We start from the raw sequence: 26979 nt of genomic DNA on the forward strand, positions 1-26979 counted from the left end.
AGATGTGCGTGGTTTTGAAGGCCTGAGTTCGACTGTAGACCTTCAGGTCGATGCACCAAGACCAGTCGACTCGGTCAGTTCCCTCTCCCTCTGGGAGAGGGCTAGGGTGAGGGGGCTCTTGAACTTGCCGCGCAAAACTTGATCAGTTCCTTACAGGTTCAGCCACGGGAGATCGGAGTTTTGGTCAAGTTCAGGATCGCCATTCTGCTGGGAGCATTGCTGTTTCTCGGTGCCAGTGAAATCGACGCCGCCGCGCTGCCGGGTGTTCCGGCCGCTGCCGAAGAACCGGCCAAACCCGAGCCGCTGGTGCAGGGCGGTCTGCTCGGTGCGATCAGTTCGAGCATCGACGACGTGCAGGACAAACTCGACATCAACGAGCATCTGGTCGACGCCTGGCGCCTGCGCGCCGACCGTGCGGCCGATGAAGTCGACAAACTGGTCAACCAGCCGTCGAACCGCTCAGGCTGGAGTGTCGCCGGAGATTTCCTCACGCTGTCCGGCACTTGGCTCGGCAGTTTTGCGCTGCTCACCGTACTCGGCAGTTTGTTGGCCAACCGTATGCGTGGAGGCCGCTGGTTACGCACCCGCCAACGCAGTCAGGATCTGATCGGCTACTTGCTGCCGTACACGCTTCCGGCGCTGATCTGCCTGCCGTTGACCCTGTATGTCAGTCATTTTCTGCAAGCTTCGGTGGGGCGCGCGCTGGCGCTGTGTCTGGCTTATGCCACCAGCAGCGGCATCTTTTCCACTTCGATGCTGTTATGCGTGGTGGTGATGTTCAACGTCGGGCACAAACGTCCCGCCGCACGCATCATCCGCAATTATTGCCCGCGTCCGTTGTTCCTGATCGGCTTCCTCGCCGCCCTCAGCGATGCGCTGACCAGCCCGCAAATCGCCCGGCAACTGGGCGGCAATATCACCAGCAGCGTCGCCGTGTTTACCGGCCTGATCGCCTCGGTGATTTTCGGACTGTTGGTGATTCGCTTGCGTCGCCCAGTGGCGCATCTGATCCGCAACCGCTCGCTGGCTCAACGTTTGAAACAGCCCTCCTTGCAGGAGTCACTGCGGATTTTTTCCGGGCTGTGGTATTGGCCGATTGTCTTGATGGTGCTGGTCTCGGCGGTCAACCTCATCGGCATCGGCGAGGACAATCAAAAAGCCCTGCGCTGCGCGTTGTTCACCACGGTGCTGCTGATCGGCACGGTATTTCTCAGCACGATTCTGCAGCACTTGTTCAAGTCACGAAAAGCCGAAGCGATCCAGCGCAGCAGCGCTTACAAGGAACGCTTCCTGAGCCTGTTGCACGCCTTGCTGCGGATCGTGATCGCCATCGCCTTCATCGATATTCTCGGACGGATCTGGGGCGTGTCGCTGCTCGATTTTGCCCAGAGCAGCACGGTCGGGCGAGCGATCAGTAACGCGTTGAGCAGCATCGGTTTGATCTTCCTGGTGACCTGGCTGTTGTGGGTGGTGCTCGACACGGCGATTCAGGAGGCACTGAAACCGCCGCTCAGCAAACGCGCGGCGCGCCAGCCGAGCACACGGGTGAAAACCATCCTGCCGCTGCTGCGCAACGCGATCAAAATCATCCTCGTGGTGATCTGCGCGATCACCACCATGGCCAACCTGGGGATCAACGTTGCGCCGCTGCTGGCGGGTGCCGGGGTGGTCGGTCTGGCCATCGGTTTCGGTTCGCAGCAACTGGTGCAGGACGTGATTACCGGGCTGTTCATCATCATCGAAGACACCCTGTCGATCGGCGATTGGGTGGTGCTCGATTCCGGGCATGCCGGTACGGTCGAAGGGCTGACCATTCGTACCCTGCGGCTGCGTGACGGCAAGGGTTTTGTGCACTCGGTGCCGTTTGGCCAGATCAAGGCTGTGACCAACCAGTCGCGGCAGTTCGCCTATGCGTTTTTCTCGGTGCAGTTCACCTATGACACGGACGTGGATAAAGCCATTGAGTTGATTCGCGAGACCGGCGATTCGATCCGCGAAGACCCGTTCCTCAAGTACAACCTGCAAGGGCCGCTGGATGTATTTGGCGTGGATCGGATGGATTTGAATGGCGTGGTGCTGACGGCGCAATTCAGAACGGTGTCGGGCGGGCAGTATGCGGTGAGCCGGGCGTTTAACCAGCGTTTGAAGAAGCTTGTGGATAACACCGAGACGGTGCATTTCGCGCAGACTTATCCACAGCAGGTTTTGTTGCCGAAGCGGCAGGTGCAGGAGGGAGAGGTGGTGGCGACCGAGGTGCCGCAGGGGTCGCGGACTTAACGCAGGTCTCGTGTTGCTAATACTGGCCTTATCGCGAGCAGGCTCACTCCTACAGGGGAATGCATTCCAAAATGTAGGAGTGAGCCTGCTCGCGATGAGGCCAGAACAGTCACCCTCAATGCCGGATCAGCTTGCCGCGCAGCTGCTCCATATCGATCTGATCCAGCTCCAGCCAGAACTGCTGCTTGCCGGCAATCTCCGCCGCCGCCGGCAACCCATCGCGATACACCAATCGATTGCTCACCAGCGCCGGCACTTTCACCCCCGGCAACAACGTCCCGGCCAGGTTCAGCGGATCAACCCCGCACACCGCCACCAGACTGCCGTCATGCGGCCGCCGCCGTACCTCGCGCAAGAGTGGAATGGCTTCGGGCAAGGCAAACTGTTCCCCCGCCAAACCACTGACAAACCGCCCGCCCCGAATCTCGCCGCGTGCTTCCAGCCGATGAAACGTGCGCAGCAATTCCCGCCAACTCGGCAGCCAATCCGCCTCACGCTCCAGCAAGCGCCAGAACACCACGCCGTAACGGCGCAGCAAGGTCATGGCGACATGCTCCAGGGTTTCGCTGTTATCCACAGCCGCCCCGCGCCGTAGCAACGCCCAGCGCCCGGCATCATCCATGCCGCCAACAAACGCCCCGCGTCCACGCCGACTGCTGCGCTGCTGGCGCTTGCTTGCCGGGGTAATCAGCGCGCGCAGGCCGGCGAAGCTGTCGGCGTTCACCAGCCCGGCGCCGACCAGTTCCTGCAAGGCGATTTCCAGTTCGGTGCGCAGCAAATGCGCTTCATGAATCAGCTCATCGAAAAACAGCGCACCGTGCTGACTAAGCGCTTCAAAGACCTTCTGGGTTTTCGGCGAGAGTTCGCTCACGGGCGTCTGTTCGGCCAGCGCGCTCCATAAGCCAACCTGACTGCGCGGCAGCAACACGATCGGCGTGCTGCGCAACGCCGTGCCGCTGACTTTTTGCCGGGCACTGAGGCGTGTCCACACCAGTTTGCCGTTGCGGCACAGCTCATCCAGCCAGCTCGGCGAATAATCCTTGAGACGCGCCGGAAGAATATCGCTGTCCCACGCCGAGGCCGCCGCCGCGTAACCTTCAAACTGGCCGACAATCGCTGGCAACACGGCGCTGCCCTGACCCCGCGTCGCGGGCGAAAGATGTTGCCAGTCGAACAGAAAGCGCATGAAATCCTGCAACGCCACCGGTTCGATTTCCCGGCGCAGACGCTTGACCGTGTAGCGATGAATACGTGCGAGCAGATGCCGTTCGCACCATTCCTCGATGTTCAGTTTCGGCGTGAACTGGCCGCGCAGCACGTAGCCTTCACGCTCCAGTTGGGCGAGGGCTTGATTGACTTGAGCGGTTGGCAGCGCGAGCGGTTCAGCTATGGCGGGTAACGGCAGTGGGCCGAACGCACCGAGGCGCGCGCGGATTACTTCGACCAACGCCTCATCGAATGTCCAGACCTCATTGAATCCCGGCAACGCCTCCAGCTCAGGTTGTACTTTGGCCTGTGGATAAAGCGCTTGCAGGCAGCTCAGGCGTTCGCGGGCCAGCCATAAACAATGTTCGGGATCGACCTGCAATCGGCAGGCGCGACCGCTGCCGGCCAACGTGTCCAGCCATCCACGCCAGCCTTCGTTCGCTCGCACTTCAGCCTCGCTGATACACGCCAGACTCATCAACGCCTCGTGCATTTCATCGACAGCGTTTGGCGACGGCCAGGCTTCTTCGCGTACAGCGTTAATCGCGTCCGCATCCAGCGCACCGAGATCGTCGGTCGATTGCGGATCACTCCAGCGCCGGTTGATCACCGCTTGGGTACGACGTTCTTCCAGCGGTGCATCGTCGAGAAAGGCGTACGGCCGCGCACTGAGAATTTCCGCCGCGAGCGGTGAGGGCGCCGGCAAATCGCGGCTGATCAAACGCACCTCGCCACGCTCCATGCGTCGCAGCAGATTGAGCCAGCCTTCGCAGTCCATCGCCTCGTGCAGGCAGTCGTCGAGGGTTTGCTCAATCAACGGATGCTCAGGAATTTCGCGTTCACCAGCGAGATTTTCCAGGCAGGCAATCTGATCGGGAAACACGCTGGCAATCAGGTCTTCGCTTTTCATTCGCTGCAACTGCGGCGCGACTTTGCGCCCTCCGGTAAAACGCGGCAGCGCCAATGCCACCCCGGCATTCCAGCGCCAGCGCACGCCGAACAGCGGCGCATCGAGCACCGCTTGAATGAGGATCTGCTCAGCGCTGTTGCTGTGCAGGTAACGCCAGATCTCATCCAGTTCAAAGCTGTGGCTGGTGGACAGCGATAGGACGATGGCGTCCTCGCTGGCCGCTGCCTGCAATTCGAAATTGAACGTACGGCAGAAACGCTTGCGCAGGGCCAAACCCCAGGCGCGGTTGATGCGGCTGCCGAACGGTGAATGGATGATCAGTTGCGTGCCGCCGGATTCGTCGAAAAATCGCTCCATCAACAGCGTGTCCTGCGAGGGCAGGGCGCCGAGGGTTTGCCGGGCGCGGGCAAGGTATTCGACCAGTTGTTCGGCGCTGGCGCGGTTGAGGCCGAGGGTCTGCGTCAGCCAGTCGAGGGCTGGTTGCAAGTCTCCGGGGCTGGCGCCAAGCAACGTGTCGAGGTGCGATTGCAGGCGCGCCACGGCGAACGACAGTTCATCGCTGCGCCCCGGTGCTTCGCCGAGCCAGAACGGAATGGTCGGCGGCTGGCCGTGGGCATCCTCGACCCGTACTTTGCCGGTTTCCACACGGAGGATGCGGTAGGAGGTATTGCCGAGCTGGAACACATCGCCGGCAATGCTTTCCACGGCGAAGTCTTCGTTGACGCTGCCGATGTTCAGGCCTTGCGGCTCAAGCATCACGCTGTAATCGGCGTTGTCGGGAATGGTGCCGCCGCTGGTCACGGCAGCGAGTTTCGCACCACGGCGGCCACGCAAAGTGCGGCTGACGGCGTCGCGGTGCAGGTAGGCGCTGCGAATGCCTTGGCGACCGTTGTAGCCTTCGGCGAGCATGCTCAGCAGGGCTTGATAGTGTTTTTCGTCGAGGTCGCGATAGGGCGAAGCTTGGCGGAACATCGCCAGCAAGGCATCTTCTGACCATTCCTGACAGCTGACTTCGGCGATGATTTGCTGGGCGAGTACATCCAGCGGCGCGACGGGAATATGCAGGGTGTCGAGTTCGCCACGGCGTACGCAGTCGAGCAGGGCGGCGCATTCAATCAAGTCATCGCGGGTAGTGGCGAACAAACGGCCCTTGGGCGTGCCGCCGACCTGGTGCCCAGAGCGACCGACCCTTTGTAGAAACCCGGCGATGGAGCGCGGTGAAGCGATCTGACAGACCAGATCGACTTCGCCGATATCGATGCCCAGTTCCAGCGAAGCGGTGGCGATCAACACCTGCAACTCGCCACGCTTGAGGCGTTGTTCGGCGTCGAGACGAAACTCCTTGGCCAGACTGCCGTGATGCGCCGCCACTGCATGTTTGCCGAGGCGCTCGCTGAGGTGCCGGCTCAGGCGTTCGGCGAGGCGTCGGGTGTTGACGAAAATCAGTGTGGTGCGGTGCTCGCGGGCGAGTTCGGCGAGGCGGTCGTAGACCAATTCCCAGACATCGTTGGCCATGACGGCCGACAACGGCACGGGCGGCACTTCGATGCCGAGATCCCGTGGCCGGGCGTGACCGATGTCGATGATTTCGCAGGGGCGATCATGGCCGACGAGGAACTGCGCCACGGCTTCGACAGGTTTTTGCGTGGCGGACAGGCCGATGCGGGTCAGCGGTTCGGCGCACAGTGCTTGCAGGCGCTCCAGGCTTAAGGCCAGGTGACTGCCGCGTTTGCCGGCGGCCATGGCGTGGATTTCATCGATGATCACCGTGCGCGTGGTGCCGAGCATTTTTCGCCCGGATTCCGAGCCGAGCAGGACGTAGAGCGATTCCGGGGTGGTCACCAGAATGTGCGGCGCGGTTTTGCGCATGGCGGCGCGGTCTTTTTGCGGGGTGTCGCCGGTGCGCACGGCGGTGGTGATGTGGATTTCCGGCAGGTTCATCTGCCGCAGCTGTTCGGTGATCCCGGCAAGTGGATTTTGCAGGTTGATGCGGATGTCGTTCGACAGGGCTTTGAGCGGCGAGACGTAAACCACCAGGGTTTCGTCGGGCAGGCCGTCGGGGTTTTCCAGACCACGGTGGACGAGGTCGTCGAGTACGGCGAGGAACGCGGTGAGGGTTTTGCCCGAGCCGGTGGGCGCGGCGATCAGCGTCGAGCGGCGCTGGCGGATCAACGGCCATGCGCGGGCCTGGGCGGCGGTGACCGTCGGGAAGGTCTTGCGGAACCAGGCGCTGACGGCGGGGTGAAAGCCTGCCAGAGCGCTGTCGGCGGGGAGGGGCAGATTCATGGCTTAAGTTATGCGGTCGCAGGGGGGAAGATGCAAGTACCGTTCGGGCCTCATCGCGAGCAGGCTCACTCCTACATATTGGAATGCGTTCCCCTGTAGGAGTGAGCCTGCTCGCGATGGCGCCAGTCGAGGCACTACAAATATCCGGGATGTACACTTTACGGATGACGGTTGCGCACTAAACCCGCAAAATGCAACGATTCCGGCAATTATCGGCGACGCTTCCACAAGATCCGTCGCTCAAGCCATCGTTCCAATCAGACTGGGCCTGCTGACTCTATGCGAATGCGCCTTATGTTACTGGGCGGCGGAAATGCCCTTGGGCAGGCGCTGATTCGCCTCGGTGCAGAGGAAGACATCGGTTTCCTCGCCCCCCGCCCGCCCGAAAACGGCTGGGATGCCGCGAGCCTGACCCAATTGCTCGACGACACCCGTCCCGATGCGTTGATCAACCTCGCCTACTATTTCGACTGGTTCCAGGCCGAAACGGTCAGCGAAAGCCGTATGGCCGGGCAGGAGCGCGCGATCGAGCGTCTGGCCGAATTGTGCCAGCACCACAACATCGTCCTCGTGCAGCCCTCCAGTTATCGGGTGTTCGACGGCTCGCGCGCCACCGCTTACAGCGAAAAAGATGAACCAGTGCCGCTGGGCCTGCGCGGTCAGGCGTTGTGGCGTATCGAACAGAGCGTTCGCGCGACTTGCCCGCAGCATGTGTTGCTGCGTTTCGGCTGGCTGCTCGATGACAGCGCCGACGGCACCCTCGGCCGTTTCCTCGCCCGCGCCGAGCAACCGGAAGAATTGCTGCTGGCCGATGATCGCCGTGGCAATCCGACCCCGGTCGACGACGCTGCGCGGGTGATCATCTCGGTGCTCAAGCAACTCGATTGCGCGGCGCCGCTGTGGGGCACTTATCATTACGCCGGCCACGAGGCGACCACGCCGCTGGCGCTGGGTCAGGCGATTCTGACCGAAGCGCGCAGCCTGCACGCCCTGGCCATCGAAGCGCCGACCGCTCAGGCTCACGCCGCGCGCCCGGACGCTGCCGAAGAACCGCAACACGCGGTGCTGGCCTGCAAGAAAATTCTGCACACTTTCGGGATCAAGCCGCGCGCCTGGCGTGCCGCGCTCCCGGCTTTACTGGATAGGTTTTATCGTCATGGCTGAAGGCCCTGTTTTAATCACCGGCGGCGCCGGTTTCATCGGCTCGCACCTGACCGATGCCTTGCTCGCCAAGGGCCATTCGGTGCGGATTCTCGATGACCTGTCGACCGGTAAGCGCGCCAACCTGCCGCTGGACAATCCTAAGGTTGAACTGGTTGTCGGCGATGTTGCCGATGCGGCGCTGGTCGCTCAGGCGATGCAGGGTTGCAGCGCCGTGGCGCATCTGGCCGCTGTGGCCTCGGTGCAGGCTTCGGTGGATGATCCGGTGAAGACGCACCAGAGCAATTTCATTGGCACGCTGAATGTCTGCGAAGCCATGCGTCAGGCCGGGGTTAAACGTGTGCTGTTCGCCTCCAGCGCGGCGGTGTACGGCAACAATGGTGAGGGCGAGTCGATTGATGAAGACACGCCGAAAGCACCGCTGACACCGTATGCCTCGGACAAATTGGCCGGTGAGCATTACTTCGATTTCTATCGCCGCCAGCACGGTCTGGAACCGGCGATTTTTCGCTTCTTCAACATTTTCGGCCCGCGCCAGGATCCGTCCTCGCCGTACTCCGGGGTGATCAGCATCTTCAGTGAGCGCGCGCAGAAAGGGTTGCCGATCACCGTGTTTGGTGATGGTGAGCAGACGCGGGATTTCCTTTATGTCGAGGATCTGGTCGACGTGCTGGTGCAGGCGATTGAAAAGCCTGAAGTGGAAGCGGGCGCGGTGAATGTTGGCTGGAATCAGTCGATGAACCTCAAGCAGATGCTCGCGGCGTTGCAGACGGTGGTGGGTGAGTTGCCGCCGATCAGCTACGGGCCGGCGCGGTCGGGGGATATTCGGCATTCGCGGGCGAATAATCAGCGCTTGCTGGCGCGGTTTAAGCTGCCGGAGCAGACGCCGATGAGTGTGGGGTTGGCGCGGTTGTTGGGGCGTTCCTGAGAAGAGCCCCTCACCCTAGCCCTCTCCCGGAGGGAGAGGGGACTGATTGCGGTGGATGGTCGAGTTGCGCCGACGTGAAATACCGAGTCGAACTCAGGTTTTGAAAAACATGAAGATCGGCTCCCTTTCCCCCTCTCCCAGAGGGAGAGGGCTGGGGTGAGGGGGTTGGATTTCAGCCACCCAACAATTCCAGCAGACATGAAAAAGGCGCCCTTCAACAGGCGCCTTTTACACGGCCGGAATGTACCGCTATCCCTTGTGGCGAGGGGATTTATCCCCCGATCAACTAACTGGCAGTCGCCTTCAGATTCAAGTCTGCCCACCACCAAGCCTCATCCACCACCACGCGAATGTTCCTTAGAACTTGTAGCCCAACCCCACCATGTACACAAACGGATCGACATCCACATTCACCCGTGCCCGAGTACCCGGCGCCACCGCGTTGTTCTCCACAGTCGCGCGAGTATCGATGTCGATATAACGCACTTGGGCGTTGATCATCACCTTGTCAGTCAGCATGTAATCGGCACCGACCTGCCACGCCAGACCCCAAGAGTTTTTCGCCTTGAAGTTGCTGAAGCCTGCAGTCTGCGCTTCGCTGCCGACGTGTTCGTCATAGATCCAGGTGTAGTTGATGCCGCCGCCCACATACGGTTGGAAGGCCGACTTCGAATCCAGCGGGTAGTAGACGACGCTAAGGGTCGGCGGCAGGTGTTTCAGGGTGCCGAGTTTGCCGTTGGCTGCTGGCAGGGCTGTGTTTTTGAGCTTCACGTCATGTTCGAACGGCGAGGCCGCCAGCAACTCGATACCGATGTTGTTGGTGATCATGTAAGCGAAGTTGAGACCCAATTGGGTGTCGCTGCTCATGGTCGCCTTGCCGCCCAGGTTGGCGCCGCTCAGCGGACCCTGATCGACCTTGACGCTGGAGCTGTCGGCCTTCGGGTTGACGGTGATTGCACCGGCGCGAACGATAATGTCACCGGCATCGTGGGCGTGGGCGAGCGGGGCTGCGAGCGCGAGGGCAAACAACGAAGCGCTGAGCAAGGACTTGTTCATGGGGGCTCCAAAGGACGTTAAAAATTTCTGATGTCCTATGATACGAAGCCAACTGATACGGTCTTTTGACGCAGCTCAATGAAACAGTGAAGTCCGCAAAAGATCGCAGCCTTCGGCAGCTCCTACAGAGAAACATGATCCCCTGTAGGCGCTGCCGAAGGCTGCGATCTTTTGATCTTGAAACTACCGGGATTTACTCCGGCAGCTCATACACATAAATCTTGTCCGCCTCCATCTGATACCCGGCATCCGCCAGCTCGCTGCTCGACGCCTTGACCTGCAACGGCCCCTCGATCCAGTACGGCTGATACAGCTCATCCAGCTTCACACCCAACTCGCTTTTCACATGCACGATCTGGTTCGACGGCGGTGGCGGCACATGGATGCACGCGCCGAAATACGGCACCAGCAAGAAGTCCGTGGTGCGCCCCTCTTCATTGACTTCCAGCGGCACGATGTAACCCGGCAGTCGAATAGTCTGACCGTAGAGCGACTGCACCACCGGCGCATTCGGCATGTCCTGCTTCGCCGCTGGCGCCGACTCCGCCGACAGCGCATCGCTCATTTTCGACATGTCGTGCAGCGGGGTCATGTTCGGCACTTCCGGCGCGGCGTCCGGCGGGATCATTTCCGACCATGTCAGGTCTTTCGGCCCTGCGGCCCACACGGGCAGGGCAACCAGCAACAGCAGCGCAAGTACGGCGCGGGGCATGGTGAACATCCTCATAAACGGATCGACAGGCCATCGGCCAACGATTGGCGATAAGCGCGCCAGGCCGGCACGCTGCCCATCAGCAGCGCGGCCGCCAGAATGCCACCGAGCAGCGTCCATTCATACTCGCTCGGCCACGCCAGCGGCAGAAACAAACCGTAATTGGCCTGCACGTAACCCTGCGCAGCGGCGATGCCGATGTACAGCAACGCAACGCCGGCGATCACCCCGGTCAGCGCCAGAGCGAACGCTTCCAGCACCAGCAGACTCGCGATGTGCCACGGCCGCGCACCGACCGAACGCAGAATCGCCATCTCGCGGCGACGCTCGTTGAGGCTGGTGAGAATCGCCGTGAGCATGCCGATCAAACCGGTCAGCACGACGAACAGCGAAACCACGAACAAGGCTTTTTCAGCGGTGCTCATCAGGCTCCACAACTCCTGCAATGCCACGCCCGGCAGGATCGCCAGCATCGGTTCGCCACGGAATTCGTTGATCTCGCGTTGCAGCGCAAAAGTGGAAATCTTGCTGTTGAGACCGAGCATAAACGCGGTGATCGCTTGCGGCGTCAGATCCATGTTGCGCGCCTGATCCGCCGTGATTCGGCCATTGCCACGTGCCGGCACGCCGTTGTGCCAGTCGATGTGAATCGCCTCCATGCCACCGAGGCTGATGTGCAACGTGCGATCGACCGGGGTGCCGGTGCGCTTGAGAATGCCGACCACGGTGAACGGTTTGTCGTCGTGTTTGACCAGACTGATCGCCGCCACTCCGTGGGCCAGCACCAGTTGGTCGCCGAGTTTGTAATGCAGTGCATCGGCGACTTCAGCACCGAGCACCACTTCAAACGGATCGGTGGCAAACGCACGACCGTCGGCCAGTTGCAGATGCTGCTTGCGACCGTACTGGTAGTGCTCGAAATACGCTTCAGTGGTGCCCATCACGCGATAGCCGCGATGGGAGTCGCCGAGGGACATCGGGATCGCCCACTTCACTTTCGGGTTGTTGGCGAAGTGTTCGAAGCTGTCCCAGCGAATGTTGTTGGTGGCGTTGCCAATGCGGAACACCGAGTACAGCAACAGATTCACCGAACCGGAGCGCGCGCCGACAATCAGGTCGGTGCCGCTGATGGTGCTGGCGAAACTGGCTTTGGCTTCGGTGCGCACCCGTTCAACAGCGAGCAGCAGGCACACTGACAAGGCAATCGCGAACGCGGTGAGGAGGGCGGTAAAGCGGCGGTTAGCCAGGCTGGCCATGGCCAGACGAAACAGATACATCTCAGACCTCGGCAGACGTGGCGGCGCGATTGAGTTCGGCCAGGGACAGATGACGGTCGAACAACGGCGCCAGGCTCTGATCGTGGCTGACGAACAGCAGACTCGATCCGGCTTCGCGGCACTCGGCGAATAACAGACGAATGAAGTTTTCCCGGGCGTCGTAATCCAGCGCCGAGGTCGGTTCGTCGGCGATTACCAGTTCGGGCTGACCGATCAAGGCACGCGCGGCGGCCACACGTTGTTGCTGACCAATCGACAACGAATCAGCGCGACGGCTGAGAATGCTTTCATCCTTCAGACCCAAGTGGGCGAGTAAGGTCGCGGCGGCCTGGTCGACGCTGCCGTGACGCTGTTTCGCCCGTTGCGCACGCAGTTTGGAGAAGTGGCATGGCAGCTCAACGTTCTCGCGCACCGAGAGAAACGGCAGCAAGTTGAACTGCTGAAAAATGTAGCCGGTGTGATCGACGCGGAAGGTGTCGCGGGCGCCGGCGGAGAGTTCGGTCAGTTCCTGGCCGAGCAAACGAATGCTGCCGCGATCAGGTTTCTGCACACCGCCGAGCAGGCCGAGCAGGGTGGTTTTGCCGCTGCCGCTCGGGCCTTTGAGAAACAGGGTTTCGCCCGGTTCCAGACGAAACGCCGGGATGTCCAGCAACGGCGGGTGACCGGGCCAACTGAAGCCCAGGTCGGACAGTTCGATGAGTGCTTGGGTCATGGCACCAATATCATGAGTTTTCATAGCCCTGTAGGAGCTGCCGAAGGCTGCGATCTTTTGATCCTGATCTTCTTAAAGCAAGATCAAAAGATCGCAGCCTTCGGCAGCTCCTACAGGGGGATTTTCGGTGTGATCAGAATTTCAGGGAGGCAGCCTTGGCCGTCACTTCAGCACCTTGCTGGCCGCTCGCGCTGATCAGTTGTACCTGAATTTTCTGGGTCGCCGGGAAGGTATTGAAGATGTTCGCCAGATCCAATGTCTTCAACGCGCCGGGCGTTGCGCACTTGATCTGGTAGTGCGCGTGGATTTCGCTGTGGTCGTGGTGATGTTCGTGACCGTCCTTGTCCGCTTCATCTTCGTCATGATCGTCGGCATCCGGTTTGTCGCCAAACAACGGGCTCTCGAGTTCCTGACCGACGACTTTGCAACCGGCAGCGGCTGGCAGACTGAACAGCGCCAGCGGTTTCTCCAGTTGCGCACGAGCGGCGGCGACTTTGGCTTTATCGGCATCCGTGGTCGCGAGGTGTTCGAAACCCACGAGGTTCATCGCCGGGCTTTCCAGCTCCAGTTCAAGGGTCTGACCGTCGAGCGCGGCGTTCAGGCGACCGACACCGTGCTCATGTGCGCCGAGGCTGCCGTGTTCATGATCGTGGTCGTGCTCATCGGCAGCATGGGCGACGGCCAGCGGCAACAGGGCAAACGGCAAAGCGAGCAGCAGACGGCGCATGGCGAACTCCGGGAGTAAAGTGAAGAGTTTGTTATGTAATCTTATAACGAAAGTCCGCAGAGTTTGCCCGTGCGCTTGGCGTTGCACAAGTCCCGTGGGAGCATGCAGGTCAGAAAAGTGCAGGAGCGAACTCAATGTTGCGGATACGCGGAACCGTCGGTGACCTGCCGGTGGATTTGACGGTGGAACTGGATGACAGCGACTGGGCACGGCTCGGCTCGGCCCTGAATGGGCAAGCGCAGACGGCGCAGCCTGAAGTGGCCACGTCGGCGCCAGCGGCGAAAACGCTGAATCAGGATGATGCGTTGTGGCAGGTGGCGCGGGATCTGTTGCGCAAGGCCGGGCAACTCAGCGGGCCGGATCTGCTTGATCAGCTTGAAGGGCTGACCGGCAGCGCGGTGGCGGGCAAGCGCTTGCTGGTGCGTTTGCGCCACAGTTCGGACGTGAAAGTGGTGAGTGGCGGGGATACGCCGCTTTACAGCTGGATCGAGTGAATCGCAAAAGATCGCAGCCTGCGGCAGCTCCTACAGGGATGTACACGATCCCAATGTAGGAGCTGCCGAAGGCTGCGATCTTTTGATTTTAATAAAGGGCAGCAAACATCTTACGGCGGTAAACGCTGACCAATGGATGATCGTTGCCCAGCAACTCAAACACCTGCAGCAACGTCTTGTGCGGCAACCCTTCGGCATAATTGCGATTGCGGATAAACAGCTTGAGCATCGCCTCCAGCGCGGCTTCGTACTGCTGACGCGCCAGTTGCTGGATCGCCAGTTGATACACCGCCTCATCGTCCTGCGGATCTTTCGCCAAACGGGCTTTCAAGTCAGCCGCATCCGGCAGATCACGCGCCAGACCGAGAAACTTGATCTGCGCCTTGGCCCCGGCCAGCGCGGCTTTGTGCTCGTCGCTTTTGACCGCATCCAGCACGGTCTGCGCTTCGCCCAGCTCACCGCGTTCAGTCAGGCAACGCGCATAGAGAATCAGCGCTTTGGCGTTGGTGTTGTCTTCATTGAGCATCACCACCAGCGCCGCTTCGGCATCGGCATAACGGCCGTCATCGAACAACGCTTGAGCCTGTTCGAATGGATCGGCTTCGGCCGGCGGTGGCATCTGCACATGCGGCTCAAGCAGGGCACGCACGGCGGATTCCGGTTGCGCACCGGCAAAACCGTCGACCGGTTGACCGTCCTTGAACAGCACCACGGTCGGCAGGCTGCGAATGCCGAAACGGGCGACGATGTCCTGCTCGATGTCGCAGTTGACCTTGGCCAGCAGCAACTCGCCCTGGTAACTCTCGGCAATGGTTTGCAGCATCGGCATCAGCGCCTTGCACGGCGCACACCATTCGGCCCAGAAATCCACCAGCACCGGTTTGCTGAAAGAAGCCTCGATCACCGACTGGTCGAAATCGGCCGTCGTGGCGTCGAAGATGTACGGCGTTTGCTCACTCATGGGGGATCTCGTCAAAGCGTGGATGGGGCAACTATACGGCTTGGCGGGGGGTGGCCGGAAGCGGGGCAGATCTTGGAGGTGTGTTGTCTGGCAGGGCCTCTTCGCGGGCAAGCCTTGCTCCTACAAGGATCACCGCTGACCTGTAGGAGCAAGGCTTGCCCGCGAAGCTTTTAATTAACGCCGCGCATGGTAAAGGCTGACATGCCGAAATTCCTCAGGCTCCGCGAGATCCGGCAAGGTCATCGCCTCAAGCATTTCAATGCGCGGATACAACGGATGGCGAAAATCCCGCACCCGCGAATCCGCCACCAACGCCTCACGGCCACGGCTCAAAAACGCATCGAGCAACGGCAGATTCGCCCGGTCATACAACACGTCCGCCACCAGAATCAGATCAAAGCGGTCGGCCTCGGCAAAGAAATCCGTCGAATAACCCATCTCGACATCATTCAACGCGGCGTTCGCCCGGCAGGCGGAAATCGCCAGTGGATCGAGATCGCACGCCACCACCTCCAGTGCCCCGGCCTTCACCGCCGCAATCCCGGCAATCCCCGAGCCAGCGCCGAAATCCAGCACGCGTTTGCCGCGCACCCACTCGGGAAACTCCGCCAGATAACGCGCCACCGCCAAACCGCTGGCCCAACAGAATCCCCAGTACGGCGGCTCATGCAGAATTCGCTGGATTTCTTCTTGGCTGAATTGGCGATCCATGTTGTCGCCATCGATCAGCCATAGCTGCAAATCGGTGTCGGGCAACGCGCAGACCTTGAGTCTGGCGTCGCCGAGCAATTCACCTAACGCCTGTTGCAGGTCGAGCGGTGCCGTCATGGTGCTTTGACAAATTGCAGTTGGCCCAACGCCTGAGTGGTCGGCTGGCTGATGGTTTGCGAAGGCAAATGCAGGATCAACTGGCCGGACTGGCTGGCGCGGCCACGCAGCTCAACCCGCGCACCGGCCGGGAAAGCGTCCGGGTTGAAGCGCAGGCGGAACGGCAGGATCTGGTTGTTGCCGATCAGGCTGGAACTGGCGAGCAATTGTTGCGGGCGATCCTTTTCATCGATCACCAGCAGCGCCAGTTCGACTTCGGCGCCGGCCGGCACGCCTTGCAGGGTGCCGCTCAGTTCACGTTGATAAGCCGGCAGCGGGCCGAGCTCGGCAGCTTCTTTGGCTTTTTTCTGCGCCTGTTGTGGCGCCGGCCCCGGAGTCGGCGGCTGGGGCTTGGGTGCATCGCTGCCACAGGCCACCAGCAGGCTGAAAAGACTGAGCAAAACGAGCGGACGTAACGGCATTGGAGGCTCCGGCAAAATGAAATCCATGGATCAAACGATCATGCCGTTCTGTATACCGCAAACCCTATGGCTTGTCTTGCCACCGGGATGCGCTACCATGGCCCTCCCTTTTTTTGTTGCCAGCCACCATGCACTGTCCCTTCTGCGGTGCCAACGACACCAAGGTCATCGACTCGCGTCTGGTCGCCGAGGGAGAACAGGTGCGCCACCGGCGAACGCGAGGTCAAATCCCTCGTGGTCGGCGAACTGGTCATGGCCGAATTGCAGAAGCTTGATGAAGTCGCCTACATCCGCTTCGCTTCGGTGTACAAGCGCTTCCAGGATCTCAATGAATTCCGCGAAGAAATCGACCGCCTCGCCCGCGAACCGGTGAAAGAATGACCACCGTCGCCGAGCAGGCCATCCTCGACGCCCACTTTATGGCGCGTGCGCTGGAACTGGCGCGCAAAGGTCACTACACCACCCATCCCAATCCTCGGGTCGGCTGTGTGGTGGTGCGCGACGGGCAGATTGTCGGCGAAGGCTGGCACGAACGCGCCGGCGAACCGCATGCCGAAGTCCACGCCCTGCGCGCCGCCGGCGAACTGGCCCGTGGCGCCACTGCTTATGTGACTTTGGAACCGTGCAGCCACCATGGCCGCACGCCGCCGTGTGCCGATGCGCTGGTGAATGCCGGGGTTGCTCGGGTTGTTGCGGCAATGCGTGACCCGAATCCGCAAGTTGCCGGCCGTGGTTTGCAGCGTCTGGCCGATGCCGGCATCGCCACCGAAAGCGGTGTGCTCGAAGCCGAGGCGCGCAAGCTCAACCAGGGTTTCCTGAAACGCATGGAACACGGCTTGCCGTTCGTGCGGGTCAAGTTGGCCATGAGCCTCGACGGTCGCACGGCGATGGAAAACGGCGAAAGCCAATGGATCACCGGCCCGGCCGCGCGTTCGGCGGTGCAGCGTTTGCGCGCTCAGGCCGCCGTGGTGCTGACCGGCGCTGACACCGTGCTGGCCGATGGCGCGCGTTTAACTGTGCGCGCCGACGAGTTGGGTCTGGATGGCGAACAAACCGCGCTGGCCATGAGCCGTCCGCCGTTGCGCGTGCTGATCGACGGGCGCCTGCGCGTGCCGCTCGATGCACCGTTCTTCAAGGCCGGCCCGGCGTTGGTTGCCACTTGCATGGCGGTCGAAGAGCAATACGCGAATGGCCCGGAATGCCTGATCGTGCCGGGTGATGACGGTCAGGTCGATCTGCATCAACTGCTGATTGAACTGGCCAATCGCGGCGTCAACGAAGTGCTGGTCGAGGCTGGCCCACGTTTGGCGGGCGCCTTCGCTCAGCTCGGTCTGGTGGATGAATTCGTGATCTTCATCGCCGGCAAGTTCCTTGGCTCCACGGCGCGTCCATTGCTCGACTGGCCGCTGGCCCATATGAAGGATGCCCCGGAGCTGAAAATCAGTGAAATTCGTGCGGTGGGCGATGACTGGCGAGTCACTGCCATCCCTGTGCCATCGGCGAGCGTATAATTCCCGGCCATCGCGTTAGCGCTGGCTTAGTTCTCAAGGAGAACCCCATGTTTACCGGCATCATCGAATCCATCGGCAGTATCCGCGCACTGACCCCAAAGGGCGGTGATGTGCGGGTACACGTCGCAACTGGCAAGCTCGACTTGAGCGACGTCAAACTCGGCGACAGCATCGCGGTCAACGGCGTGTGCCTGACGGCCGTTGAACTGCCGGGCGACGGCTTTGCCGCCGACGTCAGCCGCGAAACGCTGGACTGCACCGCCATGAATGACCTGAAAAGCGGCAGCCCGGTCAATCTGGAAAAAGCCCTGACCCCGACCACCCGTCTCGGCGGGCATCTGGTCAGCGGCCACGTCGACGGTGTCGGCGAAATCGTCTCGCGCTCCGACAATGCCCGCGCCGTGGAATTTCGCATCCGCGCGCCGAAAGAACTGGCCAAGTACATCGCCCACAAAGGCTCGATCACCGTCGACGGCACCAGCCTGACCGTGAACGAAGTCGATGGCGCCGAATTCATGCTGACGATCATCCCGCACACCCTGAGCGAAACCATCATGGCGTCGTACAAGCCAGGCCGCCGGGTGAATCTGGAAGTCGATTTGCTGGCGCGTTATCTGGAGCGTCTGCTGCTCGGTGACAAGGCTGCAGAGCCAAGCGCTGGCGGCATCACTGAAAGCTTTCTGGCCGCCAATGGCTATCTCAAATCCTGACTGAAGGGGGTGCCTTGTGGCGCTCAATAGCATCGAAGAACTGGTTGAAGACATCCGCCAAGGCAAGATGGTCATCCTCATGGATGACGAAGACCGCGAGAATGAAGGCGACCTGATCATGGCCGCCGAATGCTGCCAGGCCGAGCACATCAACTTCATGGCCAAGCACGCCCGTGGCCTGATCTGCATGCCGATGAGCCGCGAGCGCTGCGAACTGTTGAAGCTGCCGCTGATGGCGCCGCGCAACGGTTCCGGTTTCGGCACCAAGTTCACCGTTTCGATCGAAGCGGCCGAAGGCGTCACCACCGGCATCTCCGCCGCCGACCGTGCGCGCACCGTGCAAGCGGCGGCGGCCAAAGATGCCAAGGCTGAAGACATCGTCAGCCCGGGCCACATCTTCCCGCTGATGGCTCAGGCTGGCGGCACCCTCGCTCGCGCTGGCCACACCGAAGCCGCCTGCGACCTCGCGCGCATGGCCGGTTTCGAGCCGAGCGGGGTGATCTGCGAAGTGATGAACGACGACGGCACCATGTCCCGTCGCGCCGAACTGGAAGCTTTTGCTGCCGAACACAACATCAAGATCGGCACCATTGCCGACCTGATTCACTACCGGATGATCCACGAACGTACCGTTCAGCGGATTGCCGAGCAGCCACTCGACAGCGAACTGGGCCAATTCAACCTGGTGACCTATCGTGATTCGGTGGAAGGCGACGTGCACATGGCGCTGACCCTGGGCACTGTTTGCGCCGAAGAGCCAACGCTGGTTCGCGTGCACAACATGGATCCGCTGCGCGACCTGTTGATGGTCAAGCAACCGGGCCGCTGGAGCCTGCGCGCCGCGATGGCTGCGGTTGCCGAGGCCGGCAGCGGTGTTGTTCTGTTGCTCGGTCACCCGCTCGATGGCGACGTGTTGCTGGCGCATATCCGTGAAACCGGTGATCAGCCAGCACCGAAAAAACCGACCACCTACAGCATCGTCGGTGCCGGTTCGCAGATCCTGCGAGACCTCGGTGTGCGCAAAATGCGCCTGATGTCTGCGCCAATGAAATTTAATGCGATATCCGGTTTCGATCTGGAAGTTGTAGAATACGTGCCCTCCGAATAATGACCGGTCGTTTCCGGCATTGTTGACATGGATTCTTGTGGTGAGGGGATTCATCCCCGACGGGCTGCGCAGCGGCCCCTGTTTTTGGGACTGCTGCGCAGTCCATCGGGGATAAATCCCCTCGCCACAGTTTGTAATCAGTCAGCAATGCGGTTTTTTCCGGCCATGTATTCGTGGCTAATATCACTGAGGGATGCGTACGAGACGCGTCCCGGCTCTTTAAGAGATCTGACGAATGACCCTGAAGACCATCGAAGGTACCTTCATCGCCCCAAAAGGCCGCTACGCTTTGGTAGTAGGCCGTTTCAACAGCTTTGTTGTTGAAAGCCTGGTCAGCGGTGCAGTTGATGCCCTGGTTCGCCACGGCGTGAGCGAAAGCGACATCACCATCATCCGCGCGCCTGGCGCCTTCGAAATCCCGCTGGTTGCGCAGAAAGTCGCTCAGAAAGGCGAGTTCGCAGCCATCATCGCCCTCGGCGCGGTCATTCGTGGCGGTACTCCGCACTTCGAATACGTGGCTGGCGAATGCACCAAGGGTCTGGCCCAGGTGTCCATGGAGTTCGGCGTGCCGGTCGCGTTCGGCGTCCTGACCGTTGATTCCATCGAGCAAGCCATCGAACGTTCCGGCACCAAGGCCGGTAACAAAGGTGCCGAAGCTGCCCTGTCCGCTCTGGAAATGGTCAGCCTGCTGGCACAGTTGGAGGCCAAGTGATTAGCGACGAAAGCGATCGTTTCAACCCGCGCGAGCCGCGTCCAACCGACGCCGGCAAGCCTTCGAAAAGCGAAAAGCGCCGCGCTGCCCGTCAGTTGGCGACGCAAGCGTTGTACCAGCGCCACATGGCCGGTGCTTCGCTGAACGAAATCGAAGCGCAGTTTCGCGTCGATAACGACTTCACCTTCGCCGACCAGAGCTACTTCCACGACATCCTGCACGGTGTTCCGGCCAGTCTGACCGAGATCGACACCGCGCTGGCGCCGTGCCTGGATCTGACCATCGAAGAGCTCGACCCGGTTGAGCTGTGCGTACTGCGCCTGTCGACCTGGGAACTGCTCAAGCGCGTCGACGTGCCGTACCGCGTTGTGATCAACGAAGGCATCGAACTGGCGAAAGTCTACGGTTCCACCGACGGTCACAAGTTCGTCAACGGTGTGCTCGACAAGCTGGCCCCGCGCCTGCGTGAAGCTGAAGTGAAGGCGTTCAAGCGCTGAAACGCGCTTGATACTTCAATGGGCGAGTTTGAGCTGATCCGCAATTTCTTCGCCGCCGCGCCTTGTGCGCAGGGCGGCGAAGGCGTTGCTCTCGGGATTGGCGATGACTGCGCCTTGCTCGCTGTTCCCTCCGGGGAACAGTTGGCAATTTCCACCGATACGCTGGTGGTCGGTGTGCATTTCGCCGACCCCTGCGATCCGTTTCTGCTCGGTCAGCGCTCGCTGGCCGTTGCGGTCAGCGATCTGGCCGCCATGGGCGCCACGCCCGTTGCCTTTACCCTTGCCCTGACTGTACCGACGGTGACTGCCGATTGGCTGCAAGCCTATGCCCGCGGTTTGAACCGCATGGCGCAGAGCTGCGGCGTTGCGCTGGTCGGCGGCGACACCACGCGCGGGCCGTTGAGCCTGACGGTGACTGTGTTTGGTCGCGTGCCTGCCGGTCAGGCGTTGACCCGCAGCGGCGCGCAACCGGGCGACTTGCTCTGTGTCGGCGGCGAGCTGGGCAATGCTGCCGGCGCGCTGCCGCTGGTGCTCGGTCAGCGTGATGCCGAACCTCATATCGCCCAACCGCTGCTCGATCACTACTGGTCGCCGCAACCGCAACTCGCCCTCGGTCAGGCCCTGCGCGGCAAAGCCACGTCGGCGCTGGATATCTCCGATGGCTTGCTAGCCGACTGCGGCCACATCGCATTGGCATCGCAGGTGCGACTTGAGATTGAACGCGAGCGCGTACCGTTGTCGGATGCTTTAGTGGCGTTTCTCGGTCAACGGGGTGCCGAGCGCGCGGCGTTGAGCGGTGGCGATGATTACGTGCTGGCGTTCACCCTGCCGTCCGTCGAGTTGTCGGCGCTGCTGGCCAATGGCTGGCCGATCCATGTGATCGGTCGCGTGGCCGAAGGGCAGGGCGTGGTACTGCTGGATCGCGAAGGGCACGACATCACCCCGCAAACCCGGGGCTATCAACATTTTCAGGAGACACCGTGACAGATCACCCGAAACAGGTTCCGGCCGAATTCGTTCCGCCGTCGGTCTGGCGCAATCCCTGGCATTTCCTCGCGTTCGGCTTCGGTTCCGGCACGCTGCCGAAAGCGCCGGGCACGTGGGGCTCGTTAGTTGCGCTACCCTTTATCCCGTTGTGGCAGATGCTGCCCGACTGGGGTTACTGGCTGATGCTCGGGATCACCATGCTGTTCGGCTTCTGGCTGTGCGGCAAAGTCGCCGACGATCTGCGGGTACACGACCACGAAGGCATCGTCTGGGACGAAATGGTCGGGATGTGGATCACCCTGTGGCTTGTGCCGGAAGGCTGGTACTGGTTGCTCGCGGGTTTTCTGGTATTCCGCTTTTTCGACATTCTCAAGCCATGGCCGATTCGCTGGATCGACCGGCATGTTCACGGCGGCGTCGGCATCATGCTCGACGACGTGCTGGCCGGCGTATTCGCCTGGCTGGCCATGCAGGGACTGGTGTGGATTTTCGCCTGATCCGCGCCGTACAGGGTTAAGTGAGGACACTAGGGATGGCTCGACGCTGGCTGGCGCTGCTGATGTTGACCTTGTTGAGCACTGTCGTCAGTGCTCAGGAAGCTGTGCATGCGCCGGCGGTGATTCATCTGGCCAGCGAAGACTGGGAAGACTACACCGCCGCCGACGGCCACGGACTCGCCTGGGATGTGCTGCGCAAGGTTTTTGAACCGGCCGGCGTCAAAGTCGAGATCCGCAGCGTGCCGTACACCCGCTCGATCGGTTTGGTGCAGTTGAAGGAAGTCGACGCGCTGGTTGGTTCCTATCGTGATGAAGCCGAGCAAGTGCTGTATCCGCACTGGAATTTCGATTCCGATCACATCTACGCGCTGGGTCTGGCGAGCAACCCGCCGCCGACCTTGGCGACCCTCGGCAAATACCGACTGGCCTGGGTGCGCGGTTATCGCTACGAAAACTACCTGCCGAACGTCAAACGCTACAACCAGATCGAGCGCCGCACCGGCATCCTGCCGATGCTCAAGCAGGGGCGGGCGGATTACTACATCGACGCGCTGACCGAGATCGAAGCGGTGATGCGCAGTGCGCCGGATCCGGCGCAGTATCGCTATTCACACCTGGTCGAGTTGCCGCTGTACCTCGGCTTCGCCGACACCCCGCAGGCTCGGGTCTTGATGGCGCTGTATGACCAGCGCATGGAGCAACTGGTGAAGGGCGGCGAGCTGAAGCCGATCTTCGAGAAGTGGAAGCAACCCTACCCCTTCGCCACAAATCCCCTGTAGGAGCTGCGGCACGCTGCGATCTTTTGATCTTGATTCTAAAAAACAGATCAAAAGATCGCAGCCTCGTTTCACTCGACAGCTCCTACAGGGATCCATGTCGACCGGGTAGTTATCAAACTTTTTGATCGTTATCCCCGATAATTCAGCCTAAGCGCCGGTAGGAACCTGCTGTTACAATGCCGGCCTGCGAATTTTCAGACTCTTTAGATCAGGAGCACACCGGTGCCTGTCGTCTTTGTCGCCGCTTCCAAGCTGCCAACGCCTTTTGCGCAATTCACCATGCACGGTTTTCTCGATGAAGCCACCGGCCGCGAGCACGTTGTGCTGAGCCTCGGTGAGTTCACCGACGGTGCCCCGGTACTCGGCCGCTTGCACTCCGAATGCCTGACCGGCGATGCCTTGTTCAGCCAGCGTTGCGACTGCGGCTCGCAACTCGAAGGCGCACTCAAAGCCATCGCCCGCGAAGGCCGCGGCGTGTTGCTCTATCTGCGTCAGGAAGGTCGCGGCATCGGGCTGTTGAACAAGATCCGTGCTTACGAGTTGCAAGATGGCGGCGCCGACACCGTGGAAGCCAACGAACGTCTGGGTTTCGCCGCCGACCAGCGCGACTACGCGATGTGCCTGCCGATGCTTGAGCATCTGGGCGTGAAATCCCTGCGCCTGATGACCAACAACCCGCGCAAGGTCAAAGCCTTGACCGACATGGGCATCACCGTCGCCGAGCGCGTGCCGCTGCACACCGGGCACAACCCGCACAACAAACTCTACCTGGCGACCAAGGCCAGCAAGCTCGACCACATGATGGGCAACGAGCATCAGGGCGAGGTAGACCGGGCGTGACCCGTGGTCAGGTGCGGCGCCGATTGTCCGTCGCCTGGTGGAAATACCTCGCGCTGGCACTGGTGCCGCTGTTCGTGATCAACGCATTATTCGGTCAGAGCGACGGCATTTTGCCGGTGCTGGCGATGCCGCTGTTCATTGCCGGCGTGGCGTCGATGTTTGTCAGCCTGAAGTTTTTCGGCCGCTACAAACACGCACTGATCGCCACGCAAAAAGCCCTCGATACCCCTGAAGAACCCGGCGCGTGGATTGCCCTTGCGGCGAACCGTCGCTCGGCGTTTCTCGCGGCAGCCTTGCCAGCGTGGATCGGCGCACTGGCGGTATTCGTCGGTCTCGAAGCGGTGCCGTTGATGCTGCTGGCGCTGTCCACCGCCGTGCTGTTTTATCTCTACCGCATCCCGCGTCAACTCGGCTGATGCACCGTCTCTGGCTGGCGGTTCTGCTGCTGGCCGTCAGCGGCCCGGTGCTGGCAAGCCTGCGGGTGGTCAGCCTGGCGCCGTCGCTTTCTGAAATTGTCGTTGAGCTGGATTCGGCCGACCTGTTGGTCGGGGTGCTGGATGCCGGTGAACGTCCTGCGGAAATTGCCAACGTTCCATCGGTGGGTCGTTACGGCCAGCTCGACATGGAACAGTTGCTCAGCCTTAAGCCTGATTTGTTGCTGCTCTGGCCCGGCAGCGTCGGCCCGGCACAACGGGATCAGTTGAAGCGTCTGGGCATTCCGACTTTCGTCGCCGAACCGCATTCTTTAGATCAACTCTCCACGCAGATTGAAGCCATTGCCAAGCAATTGGGCAGGTCTGAGCGTGGGGTGAAACTGGCAGGGGATCTGCGGCAAAAACTCGCGGATCTACGCCAGCGCTATCACCGGGAAGTGCCGTTGCGGGTGTTTTATCAGGTGTGGGACAAGCCCCTGTACACCGTTGGTGGCGGGCAGATCATCAGTGATGCGCTGCAAGTGTGCGGGGCGCGCAATGTGTTCAGTGATCTGACCTTGCCTGCGCCGCAAGTCAGCATCGAATCAGTGTTGCAACGTGATCCCGAAATGATTCTGGCCAGCGACCAGTCCCAGCTCAACGCCTGGAAAAACTGGCCGCAGGTCGCCGCTGTAAAACAGCAGCAATTACTGCTGGTCACCGACAAAGGCCTCGAACGCCCAAGCGGCCAGATGATCGACGCCACCGCCAAACTCTGCCAACTCATCCAGCCGCACCGATAACCCCTGTAGGAGCTGCCGAAGGCTGCGATCTGTTGATCTTGCTTTGGGGCTGAGTCGGGATTGCCGAAGATCAAAAGATCGCAGCCTTCGGCAGCTCCTACAGGGAGTTGGGTGATATCCAGATGCGGGGTCTTAGCGGATTTCGGGTGTCCAGGTGACACCAAACATCCACATCCGACCTTCCTCGCGATAATCATACTGACCGCCGTCATAGCTGTAATTCGCGCGGCTGTAACCCTTGTCGAAAACGTTATCGACCTTCAGATCCAGCTTGATCTCGCGGTTCAGCGCCCAACTGCTGCGCAAGCCGAACAGTGCGTAGCCACCCAGCGATTGATTGTTGTCGCGATCGTCATAACTGCTGCTTACCGCCTGCCAGCTCGCACCGACACTGATCCGATCAAACTGCCGATCCAGATCCCAGCTCAACGTCCGCCGCGCACGACGCGCCAGGGTATGCCCGGAATCGCGATCGCGCGGATCAATGATCGACACGCCCAGGTTGCTCTGCCAGTCGAACAGTTCCTGTTTCAGCGCCGCTTCAAAACCGTTGATTCGCGCCGAAGCCACGTTCTCTGGACGTGAGTTGCTGCCGAAGATAATCGCGTCCTGCAGATCCGTACGGTAAATAGACGCTTCCAGACGGCTGTTGTCGCTCAACTGGCTGCGCCATTGCAGCTCGTAGCTCTTCGACGTTTCCGGTTTCAGATCAGGATTACTGAAGTCCGGGTAGTACAGGTCGTTGAACGTTGGTGCGCGGAAGCCTTCGCTATAACTCAGCAACAGATCGTTATCCGGATTCAGCGGCAGGGTGAACGTGCCGCTCCAGGTGTTCTGGCTGCCAAATTGCTGATTGTCATCGTGGCGCAGACCGAGTTCGGTGGAGAAACTGTCGGCCTGATAACGATGCTGGATAAACGCCGCGCGGTTCCAGCGGCTGTCCTCGTCAAACGCGGTGCTGCTGTTGACGCGATCCTCGTACCAGTCGCCGCCGAGGATCAAGCTGTTGCGCGCGTTCAAGGTCAGGTCGTTCTGCCAGTTCAGCGAATCGCGATAGGTGTTGAACACCGTGCGCTCGTCGCTGAGTTTATCCAGGGTCTTCTCGCGGTTCTCGGTATGGCCGAACTCGACGCGGGTTTTCCAGAGGTCGTTGACCCGGGCGTCGAAGTAGCTGCTGACGCTGCTGACATTAAAATCACTGTAAGGCTGCTGCTGCACCGACTCGAAGGTGTTCATGTCGAAGCGGCCGAACGGGTTGTCGAACTCGCTCTTGCCACGGTTATCCAGCAGATTGGCGCCGATTTCGATGTCATCGGTCAGCGCATGGCTGAGGCTCAGGCTGATGGATTTGTTGCGATAGGCATCGTGATCGCCATCGCTTGGATACGACTCGTGCGTACGATCAATCCCGGCAGTTTCATCAAGGCTGGCGCCGAGGTTGAAACGGGTTTTGTCATCGCCGCCGGACAATCCGAGGCTGCGCTCCCAGGTCTGGTTGCTGCCGAAACCAACGTGCATGCGTGGCTGCAAACCCTGCTCAGTACCGCGTCGGGTGAAAATCTGAATCACCCCGCCAATCGCATCGCTGCCGTAAATCACCGAACGCGAACCGCGCAGCACTTCCACACGCTCGATCTGCTCGATGTTCAGATGCTGCAGATTGCTGTCGCCCGAAGTCGAGTTGCCGATGCGCTGACCATCGACCAACACCAGACTCTGCGCCGATTGCGTGCCGCGAATATAGATCCCCGGCAGACTGCCGCGTCCGCCAGTCTGCGCCACTTGCACACCCGGCACGCGACGCAGCAGATCCGGCACGTCGCTCGGTTGCAGGCGGTCGATGTCTTCACGGGTGAATACGGTGTTGGCGGCGCTGCTGTCGTTACGTGCTTCGACCTGACGGTTGGCGGAGATCAACGTGTCCGGGAGCTTCAACGCCTGATCACGCTCGAAGTTATCGGCGACGGCGCTGGTGGTCGGCAGCAAGAAGAAGAGCAGGGCGAGGCGCGAGAGTTTCATGGCAATCCATGGTTTGTGCAAAACCCTGTAGGAGCTGCCGAAGGCTGCGATCTGTTGATTTTGCTTTTTTGGAAGGTCTGGAGCCGCCGAGAAGCAGGATCAAAAGA

The 26979-nt window shown here is 60.9% G+C and carries 25 protein-coding genes and 1 pseudogene; 16 read left to right on the forward strand and 10 right to left on the reverse strand.

Going from position 1 to position 26979, the window contains the following annotated elements; all coding sequences use genetic code 11:
• Positions 1 to 180 precede the first annotated feature (180 nt).
• A complete protein-coding gene (locus ACIP66_RS17050; RefSeq protein WP_053124278.1) occupies positions 181 to 2277 on the forward strand; it encodes a mechanosensitive ion channel family protein in 2097 nt (698 codons plus the stop codon).
• Positions 2278 to 2392: 115 nt separating this feature from the next.
• Here the strand turns inward: ACIP66_RS17050 and ACIP66_RS17055 are convergent, their stop codons facing one another.
• Positions 2393 to 6679 carry a DEAD/DEAH box helicase gene (locus tag ACIP66_RS17055; RefSeq protein WP_400649325.1) on the reverse strand — a complete coding sequence of 1429 codons (4287 nt, stop codon included), beginning with the start codon at positions 6677 to 6679 and terminating at the stop codon, positions 2393 to 2395.
• Between the two features lie 279 nt (positions 6680 to 6958).
• Between ACIP66_RS17055 and ACIP66_RS17060 the strand changes: the two genes are divergently transcribed.
• Together ACIP66_RS17060 and ACIP66_RS17065 are read left to right on the forward strand one after the other, a co-directional pair.
• The gene (locus tag ACIP66_RS17060; RefSeq protein WP_201231465.1) at positions 6959 to 7843 is read left to right on the forward strand and encodes a sugar nucleotide-binding protein; all 885 of its coding nucleotides are present in this window, start codon (positions 6959 to 6961) and stop codon (positions 7841 to 7843) included.
• Positions 7836 to 8768, forward strand: coding sequence for an NAD-dependent epimerase/dehydratase family protein (locus ACIP66_RS17065; RefSeq protein ID WP_212551339.1), 933 nt, complete (start codon positions 7836 to 7838; stop codon positions 8766 to 8768). The genes ACIP66_RS17060 and ACIP66_RS17065 overlap by 8 nt, the downstream gene beginning before the upstream one ends.
• Positions 8769 to 9125: 357 nt before the next feature.
• Here ACIP66_RS17065 and ACIP66_RS17070 read toward each other — a convergent pair whose 3' ends face one another.
• From ACIP66_RS17070 to ACIP66_RS17090, 5 genes are all read right to left on the reverse strand, one after another.
• Positions 9126 to 9824 (reverse strand): OmpW family protein, encoded by a 699-nt coding sequence (locus tag ACIP66_RS17070; protein WP_053124272.1) that lies wholly within the window; start codon positions 9822 to 9824, stop codon positions 9126 to 9128.
• Between the two features lie 193 nt (positions 9825 to 10017).
• Positions 10018 to 10536, reverse strand: coding sequence for a DUF3299 domain-containing protein (locus ACIP66_RS17075; RefSeq protein WP_400649329.1), 519 nt, complete (start codon positions 10534 to 10536; stop codon positions 10018 to 10020).
• Positions 10537 to 10547: 11 nt separating this feature from the next.
• Positions 10548 to 11813, reverse strand: coding sequence for an ABC transporter permease (locus ACIP66_RS17080; RefSeq protein WP_400649332.1), 1266 nt, complete (start codon positions 11811 to 11813; stop codon positions 10548 to 10550).
• A 1-nt stretch (position 11814) separates the two neighbouring features.
• A complete protein-coding gene (locus tag ACIP66_RS17085) occupies positions 11815 to 12525 on the reverse strand; it encodes an ABC transporter ATP-binding protein (protein WP_053124268.1) in 711 nt (236 codons plus the stop codon).
• Between the two features lie 133 nt (positions 12526 to 12658).
• Positions 12659 to 13252 (reverse strand): DUF2796 domain-containing protein, encoded by a 594-nt coding sequence (locus ACIP66_RS17090; RefSeq protein WP_212546248.1) that lies wholly within the window; start codon positions 13250 to 13252, stop codon positions 12659 to 12661.
• A 134-nt stretch (positions 13253 to 13386) separates the two neighbouring features.
• Between ACIP66_RS17090 and ACIP66_RS17095 the strand changes: the two genes are divergently transcribed.
• On the forward strand, positions 13387 to 13746 hold the full coding sequence (locus ACIP66_RS17095; protein ID WP_282353270.1) for a hypothetical protein: 360 nt from the start codon (positions 13387 to 13389) through the stop codon (positions 13744 to 13746).
• 88 nt (positions 13747 to 13834) lie between these two features.
• Here the strand turns inward: ACIP66_RS17095 and trxA are convergent, their stop codons facing one another.
• The 3 genes from trxA to ACIP66_RS17110 all read right to left on the reverse strand — a co-directional run bounded on the left by trxA (position 13835) and on the right by ACIP66_RS17110 (position 15996).
• A complete protein-coding gene (gene trxA, locus ACIP66_RS17100; RefSeq protein WP_053124262.1) occupies positions 13835 to 14707 on the reverse strand; it encodes a thioredoxin in 873 nt (290 codons plus the stop codon).
• A 174-nt stretch (positions 14708 to 14881) separates the two neighbouring features.
• Complete coding sequence (locus tag ACIP66_RS17105) at positions 14882 to 15535, reverse strand: class I SAM-dependent methyltransferase (protein ID WP_400649338.1); 654 nt, start codon at positions 15533 to 15535, stop codon at positions 14882 to 14884.
• Positions 15532 to 15996, reverse strand: coding sequence for a YbaY family lipoprotein (locus ACIP66_RS17110; RefSeq protein ID WP_053124259.1), 465 nt, complete (start codon positions 15994 to 15996; stop codon positions 15532 to 15534). The genes ACIP66_RS17105 and ACIP66_RS17110 overlap by 4 nt, the downstream gene beginning before the upstream one ends.
• A 128-nt stretch (positions 15997 to 16124) precedes the next feature.
• Between ACIP66_RS17110 and ACIP66_RS17115 the strand changes: the two are divergent.
• The 12 genes and pseudogenes from ACIP66_RS17115 (at position 16125) to ACIP66_RS17170 (ending at position 24853) form a co-directional block, all read left to right on the forward strand.
• Positions 16125 to 16377, forward strand: a pseudogene (locus ACIP66_RS17115) (ATP cone domain-containing protein).
• The gene (ribD, locus tag ACIP66_RS17120) at positions 16374 to 17507 is read left to right on the forward strand and encodes a bifunctional diaminohydroxyphosphoribosylaminopyrimidine deaminase/5-amino-6-(5-phosphoribosylamino)uracil reductase RibD (protein WP_053124257.1); all 1134 of its coding nucleotides are present in this window, start codon (positions 16374 to 16376) and stop codon (positions 17505 to 17507) included. Before ACIP66_RS17115 ends, ribD begins: the two are co-directional and overlap by 4 nt.
• Positions 17508 to 17554: 47 nt before the next feature.
• On the forward strand, positions 17555 to 18217 hold the full coding sequence (locus ACIP66_RS17125) for a riboflavin synthase (protein WP_150694725.1): 663 nt from the start codon (positions 17555 to 17557) through the stop codon (positions 18215 to 18217).
• 16 nt (positions 18218 to 18233) lie between these two features.
• The gene (ribBA, locus tag ACIP66_RS17130) at positions 18234 to 19325 is read left to right on the forward strand and encodes a bifunctional 3,4-dihydroxy-2-butanone-4-phosphate synthase/GTP cyclohydrolase II (protein ID WP_008081846.1); all 1092 of its coding nucleotides are present in this window, start codon (positions 18234 to 18236) and stop codon (positions 19323 to 19325) included.
• 235 nt (positions 19326 to 19560) lie between these two features.
• Entirely contained in the window at positions 19561 to 20037 is a 477-nt protein-coding gene (ribE, locus tag ACIP66_RS17135) for a 6,7-dimethyl-8-ribityllumazine synthase (protein WP_003228649.1), read from the forward strand.
• Complete coding sequence (gene nusB / locus ACIP66_RS17140) at positions 20034 to 20534, forward strand: transcription antitermination factor NusB (protein ID WP_053124252.1); 501 nt, start codon at positions 20034 to 20036, stop codon at positions 20532 to 20534. The genes ribE and nusB overlap by 4 nt, the downstream gene beginning before the upstream one ends.
• A gap of 18 nt (positions 20535 to 20552) precedes the next feature.
• Positions 20553 to 21518, forward strand: coding sequence for a thiamine-phosphate kinase (gene thiL, locus ACIP66_RS17145; protein ID WP_400649345.1), 966 nt, complete (start codon positions 20553 to 20555; stop codon positions 21516 to 21518).
• Positions 21515 to 22018 carry a phosphatidylglycerophosphatase A gene (locus ACIP66_RS17150; RefSeq protein WP_007910933.1) on the forward strand — a complete coding sequence of 168 codons (504 nt, stop codon included), beginning with the start codon at positions 21515 to 21517 and terminating at the stop codon, positions 22016 to 22018. The genes thiL and ACIP66_RS17150 overlap by 4 nt, the downstream gene beginning before the upstream one ends.
• Before the next feature lie 35 nt (positions 22019 to 22053).
• Positions 22054 to 22797 carry a substrate-binding periplasmic protein gene (locus ACIP66_RS17155; protein ID WP_400649348.1) on the forward strand — a complete coding sequence of 248 codons (744 nt, stop codon included), beginning with the start codon at positions 22054 to 22056 and terminating at the stop codon, positions 22795 to 22797.
• Between the two features lie 222 nt (positions 22798 to 23019).
• Positions 23020 to 23637 (forward strand): GTP cyclohydrolase II, encoded by a 618-nt coding sequence (gene ribA, locus ACIP66_RS17160; RefSeq protein ID WP_053124247.1) that lies wholly within the window; start codon positions 23020 to 23022, stop codon positions 23635 to 23637.
• Entirely contained in the window at positions 23634 to 24053 is a 420-nt protein-coding gene (locus ACIP66_RS17165) for a hypothetical protein (RefSeq protein ID WP_053124245.1), read from the forward strand. The genes ribA and ACIP66_RS17165 overlap by 4 nt, the downstream gene beginning before the upstream one ends.
• Positions 24053 to 24853 carry a cobalamin-binding protein gene (locus ACIP66_RS17170; protein WP_400649351.1) on the forward strand — a complete coding sequence of 267 codons (801 nt, stop codon included), beginning with the start codon at positions 24053 to 24055 and terminating at the stop codon, positions 24851 to 24853. The genes ACIP66_RS17165 and ACIP66_RS17170 overlap by 1 nt, the downstream gene beginning before the upstream one ends.
• Positions 24854 to 24985: 132 nt before the next feature.
• On the opposite strand, the gene ACIP66_RS17175 is transcribed toward ACIP66_RS17170, so the two are convergent.
• Complete coding sequence (locus ACIP66_RS17175) at positions 24986 to 26872, reverse strand: TonB-dependent receptor domain-containing protein (protein ID WP_400649354.1); 1887 nt, start codon at positions 26870 to 26872, stop codon at positions 24986 to 24988.
• Between the last annotated feature and the right edge of the window lie 107 nt (positions 26873 to 26979).

The sequence above is a fragment of the Pseudomonas sp. NPDC088429 genome (genome assembly GCF_044753305.1).
GTDB lineage: Bacteria > Pseudomonadota > Gammaproteobacteria > Pseudomonadales > Pseudomonadaceae > Aquipseudomonas > Aquipseudomonas rustica.